The sequence below is a fragment of the Loktanella sp. SALINAS62 genome, assembly GCF_018263905.1.
Lineage (GTDB): Bacteria > Pseudomonadota > Alphaproteobacteria > Rhodobacterales > Rhodobacteraceae > Loktanella.
Genome location: NZ_JAAFZU010000055.1, coordinates 413,148 through 429,129, shown reverse-complemented (window position 1 = coordinate 429,129; position 15,982 = coordinate 413,148). Strand labels below are relative to the sequence as shown.

General features: G+C 60.9%; 15 protein-coding genes and 1 tRNA gene. 9 read left to right on the top strand and 7 right to left on the bottom strand.

What is annotated here, in order from left to right; translation table 11 throughout:
- On the top strand, nucleotides 1-711 hold a 711-nt coding region (locus GZH79_RS16595), incomplete at its 5' end, for a nicotinate-nucleotide--dimethylbenzimidazole phosphoribosyltransferase (protein WP_249219241.1).
- A 34-nt stretch (nucleotides 712-745) separates the two neighbouring features.
- Here GZH79_RS16595 and GZH79_RS16590 read toward each other — a convergent pair.
- Together GZH79_RS16590 and GZH79_RS16585 are read right to left on the bottom strand one after the other, a co-directional pair.
- On the bottom strand, nucleotides 746-2,665 hold the full coding sequence (locus tag GZH79_RS16590) for a monovalent cation:proton antiporter-2 (CPA2) family protein (RefSeq protein ID WP_211644857.1): 1,920 nt from the start codon (nucleotides 2,663-2,665) through the stop codon (nucleotides 746-748).
- A gap of 84 nt (nucleotides 2,666-2,749) precedes the next feature.
- A complete protein-coding gene (locus tag GZH79_RS16585) occupies nucleotides 2,750-5,530 on the bottom strand; it encodes a hypothetical protein (protein WP_211644856.1) in 2,781 nt (926 codons plus the stop codon).
- Nucleotides 5,531-5,620: 90 nt separating this feature from the next.
- Between GZH79_RS16585 and GZH79_RS16580 the strand changes: the two genes are divergently transcribed.
- Complete coding sequence (locus GZH79_RS16580; protein WP_211644855.1) at nucleotides 5,621-6,298, top strand: SIMPL domain-containing protein; 678 nt, start codon at nucleotides 5,621-5,623, stop codon at nucleotides 6,296-6,298.
- A gap of 33 nt (nucleotides 6,299-6,331) precedes the next feature.
- On the opposite strand, the gene GZH79_RS16575 is transcribed toward GZH79_RS16580, so the two are convergent.
- Nucleotides 6,332-7,621, bottom strand: a complete 1,290-nt coding sequence (locus GZH79_RS16575) for an O-acetylhomoserine aminocarboxypropyltransferase/cysteine synthase family protein (RefSeq protein ID WP_211644854.1) — start codon at nucleotides 7,619-7,621, stop codon at nucleotides 6,332-6,334.
- Nucleotides 7,622-7,685: 64 nt separating this feature from the next.
- Nucleotides 7,686-8,219: a YetF domain-containing protein gene (locus GZH79_RS16570; RefSeq protein WP_211644853.1), complete on the bottom strand. Its 534-nt coding sequence runs from the start codon at nucleotides 8,217-8,219 to the stop codon at nucleotides 7,686-7,688.
- An 81-nt stretch (nucleotides 8,220-8,300) separates the two neighbouring features.
- Between GZH79_RS16570 and GZH79_RS16565 the strand changes: the two genes are divergently transcribed.
- Nucleotides 8,301-8,714 carry a VOC family protein gene (locus tag GZH79_RS16565; RefSeq protein WP_211644852.1) on the top strand — a complete coding sequence of 138 codons (414 nt, stop codon included), beginning with the start codon at nucleotides 8,301-8,303 and terminating at the stop codon, nucleotides 8,712-8,714.
- 20 nt (nucleotides 8,715-8,734) lie between these two features.
- Here the strand turns inward: GZH79_RS16565 and GZH79_RS16560 are convergent, their stop codons facing one another.
- From GZH79_RS16560 to GZH79_RS16550, 3 genes are all read right to left on the bottom strand, one after another.
- Nucleotides 8,735-9,724 carry a hypothetical protein gene (locus tag GZH79_RS16560; protein WP_211644851.1) on the bottom strand — a complete coding sequence of 330 codons (990 nt, stop codon included), beginning with the start codon at nucleotides 9,722-9,724 and terminating at the stop codon, nucleotides 8,735-8,737.
- A gap of 432 nt (nucleotides 9,725-10,156) precedes the next feature.
- On the bottom strand, nucleotides 10,157-11,227 hold the full coding sequence (locus GZH79_RS16555) for a hypothetical protein (RefSeq protein ID WP_211644850.1): 1,071 nt from the start codon (nucleotides 11,225-11,227) through the stop codon (nucleotides 10,157-10,159).
- A gap of 298 nt (nucleotides 11,228-11,525) precedes the next feature.
- Nucleotides 11,526-11,600: transfer RNA gene (locus GZH79_RS16550), tRNA-Thr, on the bottom strand.
- Nucleotides 11,601-11,684: 84 nt separating this feature from the next.
- Here GZH79_RS16550 and GZH79_RS16545 point away from each other — a divergent pair.
- The 6 genes from GZH79_RS16545 (at nucleotide 11,685) to GZH79_RS16520 (ending at nucleotide 15,971) form a co-directional block, all read left to right on the top strand.
- Nucleotides 11,685-11,834, top strand: coding sequence for a hypothetical protein (locus tag GZH79_RS16545; protein ID WP_211644849.1), 150 nt, complete (start codon nucleotides 11,685-11,687; stop codon nucleotides 11,832-11,834).
- Between the two features lie 71 nt (nucleotides 11,835-11,905).
- A complete protein-coding gene (gene murA / locus GZH79_RS16540; protein ID WP_211644848.1) occupies nucleotides 11,906-13,174 on the top strand; it encodes a UDP-N-acetylglucosamine 1-carboxyvinyltransferase in 1,269 nt (422 codons plus the stop codon).
- Nucleotides 13,171-13,638, top strand: a complete 468-nt coding sequence (locus GZH79_RS16535; RefSeq protein ID WP_211644847.1) for a DUF2948 family protein — start codon at nucleotides 13,171-13,173, stop codon at nucleotides 13,636-13,638. The genes murA and GZH79_RS16535 overlap by 4 nt, the downstream gene beginning before the upstream one ends.
- A gap of 77 nt (nucleotides 13,639-13,715) precedes the next feature.
- Nucleotides 13,716-15,020 carry a histidinol dehydrogenase gene (gene hisD, locus GZH79_RS16530; protein ID WP_211645055.1) on the top strand — a complete coding sequence of 435 codons (1,305 nt, stop codon included), beginning with the start codon at nucleotides 13,716-13,718 and terminating at the stop codon, nucleotides 15,018-15,020.
- Complete coding sequence (locus tag GZH79_RS16525; protein WP_211644846.1) at nucleotides 15,017-15,496, top strand: UPF0262 family protein; 480 nt, start codon at nucleotides 15,017-15,019, stop codon at nucleotides 15,494-15,496. Before hisD ends, GZH79_RS16525 begins: the two co-directional genes overlap by 4 nt.
- Before the next feature lie 10 nt (nucleotides 15,497-15,506).
- Nucleotides 15,507-15,971 (top strand): low molecular weight phosphatase family protein, encoded by a 465-nt coding sequence (locus GZH79_RS16520; RefSeq protein WP_211644845.1) that lies wholly within the window; start codon nucleotides 15,507-15,509, stop codon nucleotides 15,969-15,971.
- Nucleotides 15,972-15,982 lie beyond the last annotated feature (11 nt).

Below are 15,982 nucleotides of genomic sequence, written 5' to 3'. Positions count from 1 at the left end.
ATTAACCAGCTGTCGCGCAGTGTGGGCGCGCGCATGTCGGTTGTGCCGCTGGATCTGGACAGGCCGACGCAAGATTTCACCAAAGCCCCCGCCATGACAGAGTCAGAGGTTGTCGCCGCGCTTGCCGCAGGCTGGCATGCGGTCAACGTCGATAGCGATCTGTTGGTCGTGGGTGAAATGGGGATCGGCAATACCACCGTCGCCGCCGCCTTGGCCGCCGCTGTTCTGGGCGGTGATGCGGATGACTGGGTCGGGCGCGGGTCTGGGGTGGATGACGCCGGTCTGGCGCGCAAACGCGCGGTGGTTACCCAAGCGCTGGCACGGCACCCTGATGCGCTGTCTGATCCGCTAGAGGCGTTGCGCTGTCTGGGCGGGCGCGAACTGGCCGCCATGGCGGGTGCCATCGCGCACGCCCGTATGCTGCGTATTCCTGTCATCCTTGACGGGTTCATCTGCACGGCGTCGGCTGCGGTTTTGGACCGTGCGGTGCCCGGTGCGCTGGATCATGCGGTGGCGGGACATCTGTCGTCCGAAGGCGCACACGGTCGCATGCTGCGCGCCCTGGATATGTCGCCCTTGCTGGATCTGGGGCTGCGGCTGGGCGAAGGGTCCGGCGCAGCCGTCGCTATCGCTATCGTGCAAGCCGCCGTGGCCTGCCATTCCGGCATGTCGACGTTTGCCGAAGCGGCCGTTTCGGGCAAAACGGCATAGGAACGGGGCAATCTGCGCAGAAAAACCGCTGCTGTCAGCGGCTCCCGCGTGACGTGTCACCGGGGCGGCGGGGTGTCAGCGTGTCCGCATCTGCATCACGGCCCTGCACCCGGCTTGCCAGCGCGGTTTCCAGATTACTGTCCAGCTTGCGGGCACGGGCCACGTAATCCGCGTTATCTGCGATGGCGACGCCGGGTTTCCACAACTCTGCCAGTTCGCGCACCATGCTGCGGTCGGAATGATAGAACATCGTTTCGGCCTCTGCCGCTTCGAATTCCGTCAGTCCCAGATTTTCCAGCGCATAGCGTCCGGCCCGCAGCGAGCTGTCGAACATCTCGCGGACGATGTCGTCGGCACCCGCTGCATAAAGCTCGTAGCTGTGGACACGATCGTAAGCGCGGGCGATGATGTGGATATCGGGCCGCACCTTGCGGACATAGGCCGTCAGTTGGCAGGCCATGGCGCGGTCATCCAGACAGACCATCATCACGCGCGCTTCGTCGATCCCGGCGGCAGCCAGCAGATCAGGTCGGGTTGGGTCACCGAAAAAACCGCGATAGCCGAATTTACGCATCGTCTGGACCGACGCCAGATCGTTGTCGATGACGACTGTGGAAAAACCCGCCGACTGGATCAGCCGGTTTGCCATCTGCCCGAACCGCCCGATCCCGGCGATGATGACGGTCCCGGTCTCATTGACCTCGTCGTGTTCGTGTTCATCTTCGTCGGTCATGCGGCTGGTTAGAAAATGATAACCGATAAACAGCAGTGGCGTGACCAGCATCGACAGGGCAGTCACCAGCAACAGCAATTCAGACAGGCTTGACGTCAGCACACCCTGGCTGCGCGAAAACGCGATGAGCACGAACCCGAATTCGCCCGCCTGCGCCAGACCCAGGGTAAACAGCCAGCGATCCTTGCTGTTCATCCGGAACAGAAATGACAGTGCGTAAAGCACGCCGCCCTTGATGATAATGATGCCCAGCACGTAGATTGCGACCCACATGGGCTGCGCGACCAAAAGTTCAAAGTTGATGCCTGCGCCGACGGTGATGAAAAACAGCCCCAGCAGCAGCCCCTTGAACGGTGCGAGGTCGCTTTCTAGTTCGTGCCGGAATTCAGAGTTCGCCAGCACCACACCGGCAAGGAATGTGCCAAGGGCAGGCGACAGGCCGACGGTTTCCATCAGAACGGCAATTGCCACGATCATCAGCAGTGCGAGGGCGGTGTACATCTCGCGCAGCTTGGCTTGGTGGATGTAACGAAAGACAGGGCGGGTCAGATATATCCCGGTCAGAATCACGGCGCCGACGGCGGCAATCGTGACAAGGGTCACGCCCCAGCCCGGCAGGCCTTCGACCAACGACAGGCTATGATGATCTGCATCCGATCCGGCCGCGCGCTGCATCGACCCGTCGGGGGCAATCGCGATACGGGCAGAGGGCGAGGCCAGCAGCGGCAAAAGCGCCAGCATTGGAATGACTGCGATGTCCTGCGTCAGCAGTACGGAAAAGATGGAACGACCACCGCCCGTCTGCATCAGCCCTTTTTCCGACAAGGTCTGCAAGACGATGGCCGTCGATGACAGCGCGAAAATCATCCCGATGGCGATGCTTGTGGTGACATCGTAGTCAAGCGCGATGCCAGCCCCCGCGATCAGCAGCGTTGTGACGGTGATTTGCAGTCCGCCCAGACCGATCAGGCGGTCCCGCATGTCCCACAGCGCGCGCGGTTCCAGTTCCAGCCCGATCAGGAACAGCATCATCACGACGCCGAATTCGGCAAAATGCTGGATGTCTTGCGCTTCGGTCCCGACCAACCCGGCCAGCGGACCAATAACGATCCCGGCGGCAAGATAGCCCAGCACGGACCCAAGCCCCAGACGCGCGGCAAACGGCACTGCGATAACAGCAGCGCCAAGATAGATCGTGGCCTGAAGCAGAAAGGTTTCCATGCGACTGTCTTAACTGCACCGACCCGTAAGGCAATCCTTCAAGATGCCCTTCGGGCCAACAACTGCGTCATCGATGATGGGCTGTCAGCCTGTCGGCAGTTGCAGGGCATATGTGCGCCCGCCTTTCACAAAATTCAGTGCGGAATCACCGATGGCAGTCACGCGGCCACCATCGAGACGGCTGCCGACTTCGACCTTGACGTAGCGGCCATTACCCAGCCGTACGAGCGCGCGGCGCGCATTGGGACGGCCATAGACGCCGACCAGATTGATGTTCCGCAGATTGATCGCGTTTTCCAGTGTTGCGGCGCGGGCGACACCGCCTGAAACCGGGCCGCTGGGGGCCACGGTGGCGGGTGCTGTGACCTGCGGTGTTGTGGCAGGCCGCTGGACAACGGCGGCAGTTTGGCGCTGCGTGGGGGCCGCTGTGGCGCGCGCGACGACGCGGTCAAAATTGCGCGGCCGTGGGCCGGGGCGTGGTGCGACGCCGACCGCACGGGCCGTCCTGTTGGTAAAGGATGATGGCGGCGCGGCAGAAGCGATCGCAGCTGCAATCGCATTGATGTCCGCCTGCGGCACCAATTCCGCCTCTGCCACTGCCTGCGCGACGGCATCCGGTTCTGCGGCGGCTTCCTCTTCTGCGGGTGCCAAATCGGTCGGGCGCAGGGCGGGGCGGGCATCGGCCACGCGCGGATCAACGACAGGTGCTGCCGGCACGCTGCGTGTGGCAAAGCTGGCGGGGCGCAGCGGCGGGCGCTGATCGGGCGCGCCCTGAATAACGGCGGGTGCATCGGATGCGGCATTTGTGTCGGTGGGCGTATCGACAGTCAAACTGGCCTGCGGTGGGGCCAGATCACCGGGCCGCAACGATGGGCGCAGGTCGGGTGCGCCTGCCACCACGGGCGTATCGGTGTCAGTGGCCGGACCGGCGGGCGTGTCGATGGCGATCTGCGTCTGTGGTGTGGTGGCGGCTGCGTCTTCTGCGGCGGGTGCCAATCCTGCGGGACGCAGTCGGGGTTGCAACGGCGGTGGCCCAACGATCAAACGGACGTCTTCGGGGGCGTTCGGATCGGTGCGCAGGGATGCGGCAGGTGCATCAACGACAGTCGGCGTGCCGGGGCGCAGTTGCGGGCGCAGGTCCGGTGCGCCCGCAAAAACGATGCCGCCATTGGGCAGAATGGTGCCGTCCGGGGTGGCAAGGATGAGGCCACGCACGTCGCGGGCAAACACAACGTCCGGACCGGGTGGATTGACCTGATCCGCAATCACTGGATCGGGTGCCGTCGTGCTGAAATCAGGTAGGCGTGGCGCCGTCGCGCTGTCGATACCGGCGAGCGGTATCGACACGGGGCGCTGGGTTTCGTCAATGCTGGCGCGGGGCATCGCGGGAATGCGGGGCGCGCGCTGGTAGACACCTGTCGCGGCATAAATACGGTCGGCCTCTGCCGGGCTCAGGACGCCAGTGGTTTGCGCACGCACGACCGGCAACTGCCGCGCCGCCGGGTCTGGTGTGTCGACGGCTGGCACGGGCGCTGCATTTTGTTCAACGGGATCGGTGGGTGGCACAGCGGGTTCAGCGTTGCTGGCCTGTTCGGTCGTGGATACGGCGGGGCCGTCATCGTCTGACACCTCGGCCACAACTGTGTCATCACCGCCCCATAGCCAAGCGATGCCTTCATCGGGCAGGGTCGACGCCCAAAGCCCAAGGATCAGAAGCACAACCAGCAAAGCGCCGGTCAGGATCAGTCCCAGAAAACGCGGTTTGCCGGATGTCCGCGCGCCCAAACCGTTCAAGCCATCGGTCGTTGCTTTGGCGCGGGGGGCAGGACGCGGATCAGGGGACGGGGCCGCGACGGGCTGCGTTTTTGGTGTCACCGTGGTTTGCGGATCGGCTGCGACGGCCGCCATCGCGGGGGTCGCCGTCAACACCGGGCCAGCATCGGCGCGGCGTGCATCTGGCGATGCTGCCCGTGCCTTGCCAACGATTGGCGGCGGTGGTTCCTTGCGGCGGGTGAACAACAACTCGTCCGGGGCGCCGGAGACCGGGGTTGCGCGCGTCGCCGACAAGGGTGCTTTCGTGACGGGAGATTCCGGCGCTTTGCCGCCGGACAATCCGACGGCCGGGGCCGATGTGGCCGGGGCTGCGGGTGGTGTCAGGTCGCCGGGGGCATTCCCGCCGGGCATTGCACCGGCGGCCAAGGGGCCTGCGGTCTGCGGGCCACGTGGCCGGGCGTTGAACGTGGGCAGTTCGGCGTTAGTGTCCTCTGACGTGATCTGTGCCGCGATTTCGGTGTCGTCGGTGTCGTCGGTTGTTGGCTGATCTGTGTCTTGGGCCGACAGGTCGGCCACCCCGGTCTGCTGCACCGGTTCGGCGTCGCGCGTCACGTCAAGGCCTTTGGCCGCCTGCGTCGGACCAAAGAATACCTCGGTCACGAACGTCCCCGGCTGGGGCACGGCAACAAAACAGACCGGATTGAATTTGTGCTGCACTGCAAAGGCTTCCGCCTCTGCCAAGGTTTCGCGGGCCACGGCGGCGATATGTGTCTGGCCGCCCGACCGTTCAAAGTCGATCGCAAGTTCGTCGATCTTGTAGGGCGTCGCCCCATCCAGCGCACCGCGCACATCAGCCACAGTCGTCTGGGTCCCGTCCAGTGACATGAACTTGATCTGGTCGTCGGGCAGCACAAGTTTGGTCTGGATACCGTCGGGTTCCAGCCGCAGACCATCCGCCCGTAGATCGGCCAGCGCGCCTGCCAGATCGGGGCTGTCAAGCGGGACATTGCCAACGCGATTCCAGCCTTCTGGCACGCGGTGCAAGAGACAGATAGCGTCGGACGAAAGAGTAAATGCAAAACGAGGCGTCATAAAGTGGTACTAGCACCCTGTCCAACATCGGAAAACGACAAATCCTACTTTTCAACACGCTATAGCAAATTCCTGCCGGGTCCAAGGTTCATGGCACTGGGTGCCGCGTTGGCGATGTCACTTTTGTCGACACAAGCCAGCGCGCAGGATGCACGCATCACCGTGCAGGGCACCGGCGAAGTCGCCGCGGCCCCCGATCTGGCGCGCATCAACATTGGTGTGACGCATCAGGCCGAAACGGCCGCTGACGCGATGGCTGCGATGTCCGCTGACATGGAACAGGTGCTGTCCACGCTGTCGGATGCCGGGATCGCAAGGACCGACATACAAACAAGCGGTCTGCGGCTGGATGTTATTCAGAACTACGATCAAGCCAGTGGCACGTCTGGGGTGACAGGATACCGGGCCAGTAATGATGTCAGTGTCACGGTCAACGATCTGGACCGGATTGGTGACGTGCTGGATGCGGTGGTGCAAAGCGGGGCCAACCAGATGAATGGTCTCAGCTTTGATGTGGGGGACCGCGAAACGCTGCTGAACGATGCGCGACGGGCCGCTGTCGCCGACGCGATGAACAAGGCACAGCTTTATGCCGACGCGGCTGCCGTGCCGTTGGGATCGCTGGTCAGCTTGTCGGAAACTAACGTCAGTGATGGCCCGATACCGATGATGCGTATGGCGATGGACGAAGCATCAGCCGTGCCGGTCGCACCGGGTCAGATTACCATCAGCGCCAGTGTGACGATGAGCTGGGACGCAGACGACTAGGCCGACCCCGCAGGGCCGGCCCTATCGTTTGGATCAGGCGGTGGCTTTTGCCAGTGCCTGATCCAGATCCGCAATCAGATCGGCTGCGTCTTCGATCCCGATGCTGACACGCACGATTTCAGGTGCAGCCCCCGCTGCGCGTTGCTGGTTTTCCTGCAACTGCCGGTGCGTCGTGCTGGCGGGGTGAATGATCAGGCTGCGCGTATCGCCCAGATTGGCGACGTGGCTGAAAATCTCCAGACTGTCGATCAGCTTCACACAGGCCTCGTATCCGCCCTTGACGGCAAAGGTGAACAAACCGCCAGCACCCTTGGGACAAACGGTTTTCGACCGCTCATAATACGGAGAGCTTTCAAGACCGGCATAGGTCACGTAATCGACGCGGTCGTCCGCTTCGAGCCATGCGGCAATGTCTTGTGCATTTCGCACGTGACGGTCCATCCGCAGGGACAGCGTTTCGATGCCCATCAGCGTGTAATGCGCGGCCTGCGGGTTCATCGTCATGCCAAGATCGCGCAGACCGATGGCAATCCCGTGAAAGGTGAAAGCCATCGGGCCAAAGGTTTCCGCGAATTTCAGGCCATGGTACGCGGGCTCAGGGTCTGACAGGGACGGGAACTTGCCCGATGCGGCCCAGTCGAAATTTCCGGAATCCACGACGCAACCGCCCGTGACGGTGCCGTTGCCAGTCAGGTATTTCGTTGTCGAATGAACGACCAGGGTTGCCCCGTGTTCGATGGGGCGGCACAGATAAGGGGTGGCCGTGGTGTTGTCGATGATCAGCGGAATGCCAGCCGCATCCGCGATGTCGGCCACCGCGCGCACGTCCATGATATAGCCGCCGGGATTGGCGATCGCTTCGCCGAAAATCGCTTGGGTATCGTCGTTGATCGCTGCCTTGACCGCGTCCAGATCATCGAAATCCACAAACGTCGCGGACCAGCCGAACCGTTTGATCGTCTGGGTGAACTGCGTGACGGTGCCGCCATACAGCCGGGTGGACGCGACAATGTTCTTGCCCGGTGCCATCAGCGGAAACAGCGCCATCAATTGCGCCGCATGACCGGACGAACAGCAGACCCCGCCGACGCCGCCTTCGAGTGTGGCGATCCGTTCTTGCAGGGCTGCAATCGTCGGGTTGGTCAGCCGCGAATAGATGTAGCCGACCTCTTGCAAATTAAACAATGCGGCGGCGTGATCGGCGTCACGGAACACATAGGCCGTGGTCTGATAGATCGGGACCTGTCGCGCGCCTGTGGCCGGATCGGGGCGCGCGCCCGCGTGAATCTGCAAGGTGTCAAAGCCGTAGGCATCGTTTGTCATCGGGGTTCCCCTCCATTTAGGTTTTGCCGGACCCTAGCGGGTCGGTCGGCACCCCGCAATCGGATCAAAGCCCCTGCCGCTGTAGCCCAGCCTGCGCATAGGCACCGGGGTCGCCATCCTGCGCGCGTGCAATCACGCTGAATGATCCATCCGTTTCCAGAATGACTGCACTGGTATTGTCCAGCGCACTGGCGGCACTTTGACGGATGACGGTCAGCAATTCGGTTTTCGTGATCCGTTCGCGTCGCAAGGCATCGTGGCATATTTCGCCTTCACGCACGAGCAGGGCGGCATCGGACCGCACAAGGTTTGCGACGGTGGTGGACCGCACCGAACTGAATGCAACAACCCATTGCAGGCCGATCAGCGTCGCAAGGGCCAGAACGCCTTCGGCCAGGGCCACGCTTTCGGACAAAAGGATCGTCGCCAGCGTGGACCCAAGGGCCACCGTCACGACCAGATCAAAGGCATTGAGTTTTGCCAGTGTGCGTTTCCCTGACAGACGCAGCATCAGCACCAGTGCCGGATAGGCAAGACACCCGACAATCAGGGTGCGGGCCAGTCCCGTCCAATTCTGAAACAACATTTCCGACAGCATCTGACGCTCCTTTCGCGGGTTGTTGACCAACCGCTGCGTCTACGGCAGGTTCCGGCAGAACCCAAAACCGGACCCCCTGTCATGCTCTACCCTTTTCATTTCGCATATCACGTGACCGACCTTGATGAAGCGCGGGCGTTTTACGGCGGTGTGCTAGGCGCGGCAGAAGGGCGGTCGACCGAAACATGGGTCGATTTCGATTTCTTCGGTCACCAGCTCAGCCTGCATCTGGGGGAACCGTTCAGCAATGCGCCGACAGGCAAGGTCGGGGATCACATGGTCCCGATGCCGCATTTTGGTGTCGTGCTGCCGCTGGACATCTGGACCGCACTGGCCGGACGGCTGGAAGAGGAACAGACCGATTTTATCCTTGCCCCGTCGGTGCGGTTCAAAGGCGAACCGGGCGAGCAATGGACCATGTTCTTTCGCGACCCGTCAGGCAATCCGATCGAAATCAAGGGCTACGCCGAAGCCAGCGGAATTTTTGCCACGTAAGAGGGGCTGCGCAAAACCGGTCAGCGCATCCAGAAACCCGCGGATTTGATCCGATTGCGGATTTGCTGTTCGCGGCGCGGCAGATCGTTCTGGTCGAACATCTGGCGCACCTTGTGGCCGCGCGCCTGATAGATCATCCGCTTGAACGCGTCATTTTTCTTCAGGTGTTTCTTGACCTTGTTGGGGCTTGTGACCTGTTCCAGCACAGCGATGGCCTGATCGCTTTCGCGTGCATAAAGCAACGGCAGCAGCCGCCAATGGCAGGTCATATCGCCATCCAGACCATCCAGCGCCGGTCCGGGGCGTCCGCCGCCCAGACTGTGAATGACCAGCGGCAAGGCCACTTGATCCAGCCAAGGGTTCAGCGGCTGAATCGCCAATTCCGGCGGCGGATCATCGCGTATTGATAGCGCCATGTCCAAGAACTGCGCCCCGAACAGCTTGGGGTCTGCACCAAAAAACCAACCGGCGTTGAAATACAGGTATCTTTGCCAATATTCGTCGGGTTGATCCGGGTCGAGGCTGCTGGCGAAATCAAGCCCGAATTTGTCGTAAAGCGATTTCCAGATGGCCGTGTAGCCGGGCCAGTAAAGCTCTTCCTGGGGCCATGTGCCTTCGCGGCGCATGGACGCCGATGGACGGTTGAAGTCGATGTCGAGCGTCGAGATGTCGTCAAGGATCAGCGTATCGCTGTCAAAGAACATGAACGGCTCGCCGGGGGGCAGGGTGGTCAGTCCTTCGATCTTGTTGCCATAGGGGTAGGTCGCGCCGAAATGGACACTGTCGAACGGTACGATTTCCGCGCCCAGTTCGGTCAGTGCCTCTGCGATATCGGGGGTGATGCGGGGGTCGTCGGGCCAAAGCGGGCCCGGCTGCGGTTCAGCCACGATCAATCGCCCTGCGAAACCGGGCGCCTGCGCCCGCAGGGAAGCCGCGAACAGCAGCGCCTCGAATTGCAGGCGGCCTTGTTGCCCGACGATCATGATGTTGAACTGCTGTCGGCTGGTCATGCGATGGCCCGTTATCAAAGCGTGGTGTCAGCGCGCTTGCACGCAGCGTGCGACATCAAAGGGACATGACCGTCGCGATCACGGCGTTTTTGGTGTGTGATCGGGCTGTATTTGTCACGTGGTCTTCTCCCATATCCTGCAGTGCTGACAGATGCGGCCTGTGCGGCGTGATCCATCACACTGACTTGGGTTATACCTACGCGCTGACGGACCTGCATTGAATGACCGTTTCAGGTGCTTTGCACATCTTGTGCCGCATGTGACATATTCTAGGCACCTTGCAGAACCATCGGCTGATTTGATCAAGCACAGGCTGACGCCTTTGGCCCACCTTCGGCTATAACCTACCCCGTGGAAAACATGCGCGAGCGTCACGCAGCATGTGGCCGGCAGTAACGCTGGTTTGCTTCAGGTGATTGGTCTTGTCGCTGTTCAGTTGCCGTCCAACATCAGGGCAGCGTCGGTATACACTTTCCGACCGGCAAGCCAGATTGCTGTTTTCTCTCGGAATGTTTGGGTAATGAGGGAAATACTCAGATCGTCGGATGCTTTGTAAAAGTAGGCAAAGTAGTTTGTGTTGTCTGGCGCAAGAAGTCGCGCTTCAAGCGAGGTATTCGTGCGATCGGTGATTTCGGCAATGAAGCCAATTGCTGCGATCTCTTCCAAAAACGCGCTGATGGGATCGTCGACATTGCTTGTATCGATTGCCTCGAACGCGAAAGAGCTGCTTGGCATATCGAATGCATTGTGGACAATCAAACGCGGCGATGTACGCGTGGGGTCACCAACGGTATCGGCTTGTGTGATTTCTGTTATACCGAAATCGTCTTTGACCTCGAACGTAAGGTCTTTGTAGGAAATGGTTTTTGTATCACTCAATTCGCCCCACGCCGCGCCGTCGCCAGTGTAGGTAAAGCTGTCCGCGATAATGTCTGCAAGGATATTTGAGCGTTGGTCGGGCACATGAATGTAATAACCGTTGGCGTCGATTAGGACGAAATAGGAAACAAGGCGTTGTCCCGGGCTTTGTCGATCGGCCACGATCTGGCGTCCGATTATCAAACCCTGATCGTTTTCCAGCATCTGAAGATCAAGCGCGTTCAGGTTTGCCAATTCTGCGTTCGCGTGCAGGAAGTCAATATGGTAGAAATCATATTCAAGGGGCATCCGGTCGATGAAAACGGTTCGTCCTTCCCATACGACCGTCATGGTGTGTTCTTGCAGGTAAACCAGCCCCTGCGGCACAGCAGGTGGTCCGTCATCACCGAACAGGATATCGGCGCCTTCGGGGATCGAAAACAGAAAGCCGTAATCTGACGCTGCGATATTGATGTAGTTCAGCGCGGAAAGATCGACCGTCTGTGCAAACGTGGCTGTCGCTGACATTGAAGTGGCCGCAATGGCGCCGATGGCATGTCGTCTATTCATTCTTCTCGTTCTCGCCTTAGCAATTTCCTCGTGGCCGAGCGGATTTGCGACCCTACGTCCTTGCCGGTCAGTCATTGCCGCAGTTTGCCCAGCACGATCTAGCTGCTGCTGGAGGCGGGCGACAGCTCCGGGGAGTGAGCGCAGCGCAACCTTCCGGACCGGTCGAAGGGCTACTCTCAACTCAGTTTTTTTTAAAGGTTATGACGCAGGTGCTTCGGGATAACGGTGCGGGCAAAATATCGACCGTTTCGTTCTAGTAAATAGCGTGTCTTGCCTACCATGTGCCGGGTTCCATTTGTAATCGATTTTGTGACACAAAAACGTACAGATTGCCTTATGGTCAAGGCTATTCAGCAAGCACAGGAGGTCAATATGGTGCTGTGAGAGAGGATTGAACTCTCGACCTCACCCTTACCAAGGGTGTGCTCTGCCACTGAGCTACCACAGCATCCTTGGCGCGGAATTAGCGAATGCGCGGGCGGGGTGCAAGCCCCGACTGGACGGTTTTTCATATGGCCGCTAGAACACAAAGATGACCGACCGCCCTGACAACTCTGCCCGCAAACCCGCCAAGCCTACGCGTGAGGATCGGCTTAAGGCCGCTCTCAAGGCGAATATGGCCAAACGCAAGGCGCAGGCGCGCGCGCGGGCCGCCGAAGAACCGCCGCCAGACGACGATTGACGGGCGCTTGCTGGACGGCGGCGCGCATGCGCGGTAACACCACGCGGCAGTCAACGTAGAAGGGCAGGCTCATGGATTCCATCATCGTGACGGGCGGATCGTCGCTGAACGGGCAGATCCCGATCGCCGGGGCCAAAAACGCGGCGCTCGCATTGATGCCGGCCACGCTGTTGTCCGAAGAACCGCTGACCCTGACAAACGTACCGCGCCTGTCCGACATAAAGACAATGACCGCGCTGCTGGAATCACTTGGCGTCGAAGTCACGTCGCTGCAAGGCGGCAAGGTGCAGGTGCTGTCGAGCCACGCCATGACCTCGACCCGTGCGGATTACGAAATCGTGCGCAAGATGCGGGCGTCCAATCTGGTGTTGGGTCCGTTGCTGGCGCGTCATCACGAAGCCATCGTTTCGCTGCCGGGCGGTTGCGCGATCGGTGCGCGGCCGATGGACATTCACATCGATGCGCTGGAACTGATGGGCGCGCAGATTGAACTGCGCGACGGCTATCTGCACGCCAAGGCCCCCGGCGGTCTGAAAGGCGCGCGGGTGCCGCTGCGGTTTGCCAGCGTGGGGGCCACGGAAAATGTGCTGATGGCCGCGACCTTGGCCAAAGGCACGACGGTGATCGAAAACGCAGCACGTGAACCCGAAATCGTCGACCTTGCGCGCTGCCTGCGGGCCATGGGCGCACAGATCGCCGGCGAGGGGACATCGACCATCGAAGTGCAGGGCGTTGATCGTCTGGGTGCGGCGACCCATCCCGTCGTGACCGACCGGATCGAGCTGGGAACCTATATGCTGGCCCCCGTGTTTTGCGGAGGCGAGGTCGAATGTCTGGGCGGCAAGCTTGAACTGGTTACGGCCTTTGTCGAGAAACTGGATGCGGCAGGTGTGGATGTGACCGAAACGGATGCAGGGCTGAAAGTAAAGCTGCGGGGCGACCGTCCGCGCGCCGTCGATGTCGTGACCGAACCATTCCCGGGTTTTCCGACAGATCTACAGGCGCAGATGATGGCGATGCTATGCCTGGCCGACGGCACCAGCGTGCTGGAAGAACGGATCTTTGAAAACCGGTTCATGCATGCACCCGAACTGGTCCGGATGGGCGCCAATATCGAAGTGCAGGGTGGTTACGCCAAGGTGCACGGGGTCGACCGGCTGAAAGGTGCGCCCGTTATGGCGACCGATTTGCGTGCCAGCGTCTCGCTGATCTTGGCAGGGCTGGCGGCAGAGGGCGAAACCCGCGTGAACCGGGTCTATCACCTTGATCGCGGGTACGAGAACGTCGAACAAAAGCTAAGCGCCGTGGGTGCAAAAATCGAACGGGTACGGGACGCATGACAGATGCACGGTTTGAAGACGGCGCCATAGCGCCACTGCGCCTGATGGCCTGGGATGCCGAAGACCTGCAGGTCGTGGCATCGCTGGCGCAGGACGCCGTGTTTCCGGCATCCGATATGGGCTGGAACGCATCGGACCGTCAGTTCGCCATCTTGCTCAACCGCTTTCGATGGGAAGACAGCGCCGATGGCGATGCAAAACCGGAACGGGTCCGATCGGTTCTGCTAATCGAAGAAGTGACCGGCATCAAATCCCAGGGCGTCGAAAAAGGCGATGCGGATACGATCCTGTCGCTGCTGGATGTGACATTTGAACCCGGGCCCGATGGCACCGGCGCTGTGGTGTTGACCCTTGCAGGCGATGGGGTAATTTCCTGCGCTGTCGAAGCGCTGGGCGTGCGTCTGAAAGACGTGACACGCCCGCATGCTGCGGTGTCGGGCAAGCGGCCCACCCATCCGGACTGAAGCGTGACAAACAGCGGCTGTGTCGCACCATGATGAACAATCCGCCCGTGGCGGACAATAGCGTGACGGGGATGGCGATGCCTGATTTTCTGGACTACGGCGACGCGGATTTCGAACAACGGTTTTTGACGCTTTTGTCTGCCAAGCGCGAAGATTCGCCAGACGTCGATGACGCGGTGGCGGCCATCATTCAAGCGGTCCGCAACGATGGCGATGCCGCACTGATCGCGCTGACCGCAAAATACGATCGCTTGACCCTGACGGCGGACACGCTGCGGATTACAGCAGCCGAAGTGGACGCCGCTTGTGCGCAGGTCGCGGACGATGACCGTGCGGCACTGGAACTGGCCGCCGCGCGCATACGGGCCTATCACGAACGTCAGATGCCACAGGATGCGCAGTGGCAGGATGATGCGGGTGCGACGCTGGGTTGGCGCTGGACCCCGATTTCAGCAGCAGGGCTGTATGTGCCGGGCGGGCTGGCCAGCTATCCGTCGTCAGTGCTGATGAACGCTGTTCCCGCCAAGGTTGCTGGCGTCGGCCGTCTGGCGATGGTGGTGCCCAGCCCGGATGGGGTGTTGAATCCGTTGGTTCTGATGGCGGCACGGATCGCCGGGGTCGACGAAATCTACCGGATTGGCGGTGCGCAGGCCATCGCGGCGCTGGCCTATGGCACGGATACGATCAAGGCCGTGGACAAGATTACGGGGCCGGGGAACGCCTATGTCGCGGCGGCGAAACGGCGTGTGTTCGGCAAGGTCGGGATCGATATGATCGCAGGACCGTCCGAGATTCTGGTCATTGCCGACGCCGACAACGACCCCGACTGGATCGCGCTTGATCTGCTGAGCCAAGCGGAACACGATGAAAGCGCGCAGTCGATCCTGATCACCACAGACGCGGGTTTTGGCCGCGCGGTGGCGGATGCCGTCGATGCGCGGTTGCAAACCTTGGAACGCCGCAAAATCGCTGGGGCAAGCTGGCGTGATTTTGGCGCCATTATAACGGTGCCCGATCTGGATGTTGCGGTCGCCCTTTCGGATCGGATCGCGCCGGAACATCTGGAACTGTGCGTGAACGACGCCGAAGCGCTGGCAGACCGCATCACCCATGCGGGTGCGATTTTTGTCGGCGGCTGGACGCCGGAAGCGATTGGCGATTACATAGGCGGGCCAAATCACGTGCTGCCCACGGCGCGGTCGGCACGTTTTTCAAGCGGATTGTCGGTCATGGATTTTGTCAAACGCACCACGATCACCCGTATGACGCCCCGTGCGCTGGCGGCCGTCGGTCCGTCGGCAGTACGTCTGGCGACATCGGAAAGCCTGCAGGCGCACGGGTTAAGCGTGCAGGCGCGTCTGGATCGGTTGAACGAAACATGACACATATTATCGCCATTGATCTGGATGACAGCGGATTGCCTGCCCCCAGCGCCGAGATTGAACAGGAACGCAAGGTCGCAATTTTCGATCTTTTGGAAGATAACACATTCATTCTGCCCGCACGCGAAGACCGCGCCGTGCCGCCCGGTCCCTATGATCTTTCGCTGTCGATCCGGGACCGGCGGCTGGTTTTTGATGTCAAAGATTCCAAACACGGCGACGCCGGCGCTTTCCATCTGTCACTTGGCCCGTTCCGGCAGGTGGTAAAAGATTATTTCCAAATTTGTGAAAGCTATTTCGACGCGGTCAAGACTGCGGCCCCCAGCCAGATCGAAACCATCGACATGGCACGGCGCGGCATCCACAACGAAGGCGCGCGTGTGCTGCAGGAACGTCTGGACGGCAAGGCAGAAATCGACATCGACACAGCGCGCCGGTTGTTCACCCTGATCTGCGTGCTGCATTTTAGTGGCTGAGGGCGATCCAGTGACGCCAAGCTTGCCGCAGTCGGTTCTGTTCTGCTGCGACCACAATGCGGTCCGGTCCCCGATGGCCGAAGGCATCATGAAAAAGCTGTATGGCACGCGTGCCTATATTCAGTCGGTCGGCGTCAACAACGATATGGAAATCGACGGTTTCGCAATCACAGTGTGCAAGGAAATCGGGGTAGAGCTGGAACGCCACCGGTCCCGCAGCTTTGACGAAATGGAACAATGGGGCGACGATCTGTCGTCGTTCGATCTGGTGCTGGCACTATCGCCTGCCAGCCAGCGGCGCGCGCTTGACCTGACCCAGTTCTATCATCTGGATGTAGAATATTGGCCGCTTCTTGATCCCACAGGCATGGCTGACGACCGCGAGGCAAAGCTGAAGCTGTATCGCCAGACACGCGACCAGATCGTGCAGCATCTGCAGGATCGGTTCGGTCCCCCTGTGCTGGCGAAAGACTAGGCCGTGTTTCG

Coding starts and splice junctions, on each gene's coding strand:
- GZH79_RS16590 (WP_211644857.1), bottom strand. CDS start 2,665: ATGGAAACCTTTCTGCTTCAGGCCACGATCTATCTTGGCGCTGCTGTT.
- GZH79_RS16585 (WP_211644856.1), bottom strand. CDS start 5,530: ATGACGCCTCGTTTTGCATTTACTCTTTCGTCCGACGCTATCTGTCTC.
- GZH79_RS16580 (WP_211644855.1), top strand. CDS start 5,621: ATGGCACTGGGTGCCGCGTTGGCGATGTCACTTTTGTCGACACAAGCC.
- GZH79_RS16575 (WP_211644854.1), bottom strand. CDS start 7,621: ATGACAAACGATGCCTACGGCTTTGACACCTTGCAGATTCACGCGGGC.
- GZH79_RS16570 (WP_211644853.1), bottom strand. CDS start 8,219: ATGCTGTCGGAAATGTTGTTTCAGAATTGGACGGGACTGGCCCGCACC.
- GZH79_RS16565 (WP_211644852.1), top strand. CDS start 8,301: ATGCTCTACCCTTTTCATTTCGCATATCACGTGACCGACCTTGATGAA.
- GZH79_RS16560 (WP_211644851.1), bottom strand. CDS start 9,724: ATGACCAGCCGACAGCAGTTCAACATCATGATCGTCGGGCAACAAGGC.
- GZH79_RS16555 (WP_211644850.1), bottom strand. CDS start 11,227: ATGACTGACCGGCAAGGACGTAGGGTCGCAAATCCGCTCGGCCACGAG.
- GZH79_RS16545 (WP_211644849.1), top strand. CDS start 11,685: ATGACCGACCGCCCTGACAACTCTGCCCGCAAACCCGCCAAGCCTACG.
- murA (WP_211644848.1), top strand. CDS start 11,906: ATGGATTCCATCATCGTGACGGGCGGATCGTCGCTGAACGGGCAGATC.
- GZH79_RS16535 (WP_211644847.1), top strand. CDS start 13,171: ATGACAGATGCACGGTTTGAAGACGGCGCCATAGCGCCACTGCGCCTG.
- hisD (WP_211645055.1), top strand. CDS start 13,716: ATGCCTGATTTTCTGGACTACGGCGACGCGGATTTCGAACAACGGTTT.
- GZH79_RS16525 (WP_211644846.1), top strand. CDS start 15,017: ATGACACATATTATCGCCATTGATCTGGATGACAGCGGATTGCCTGCC.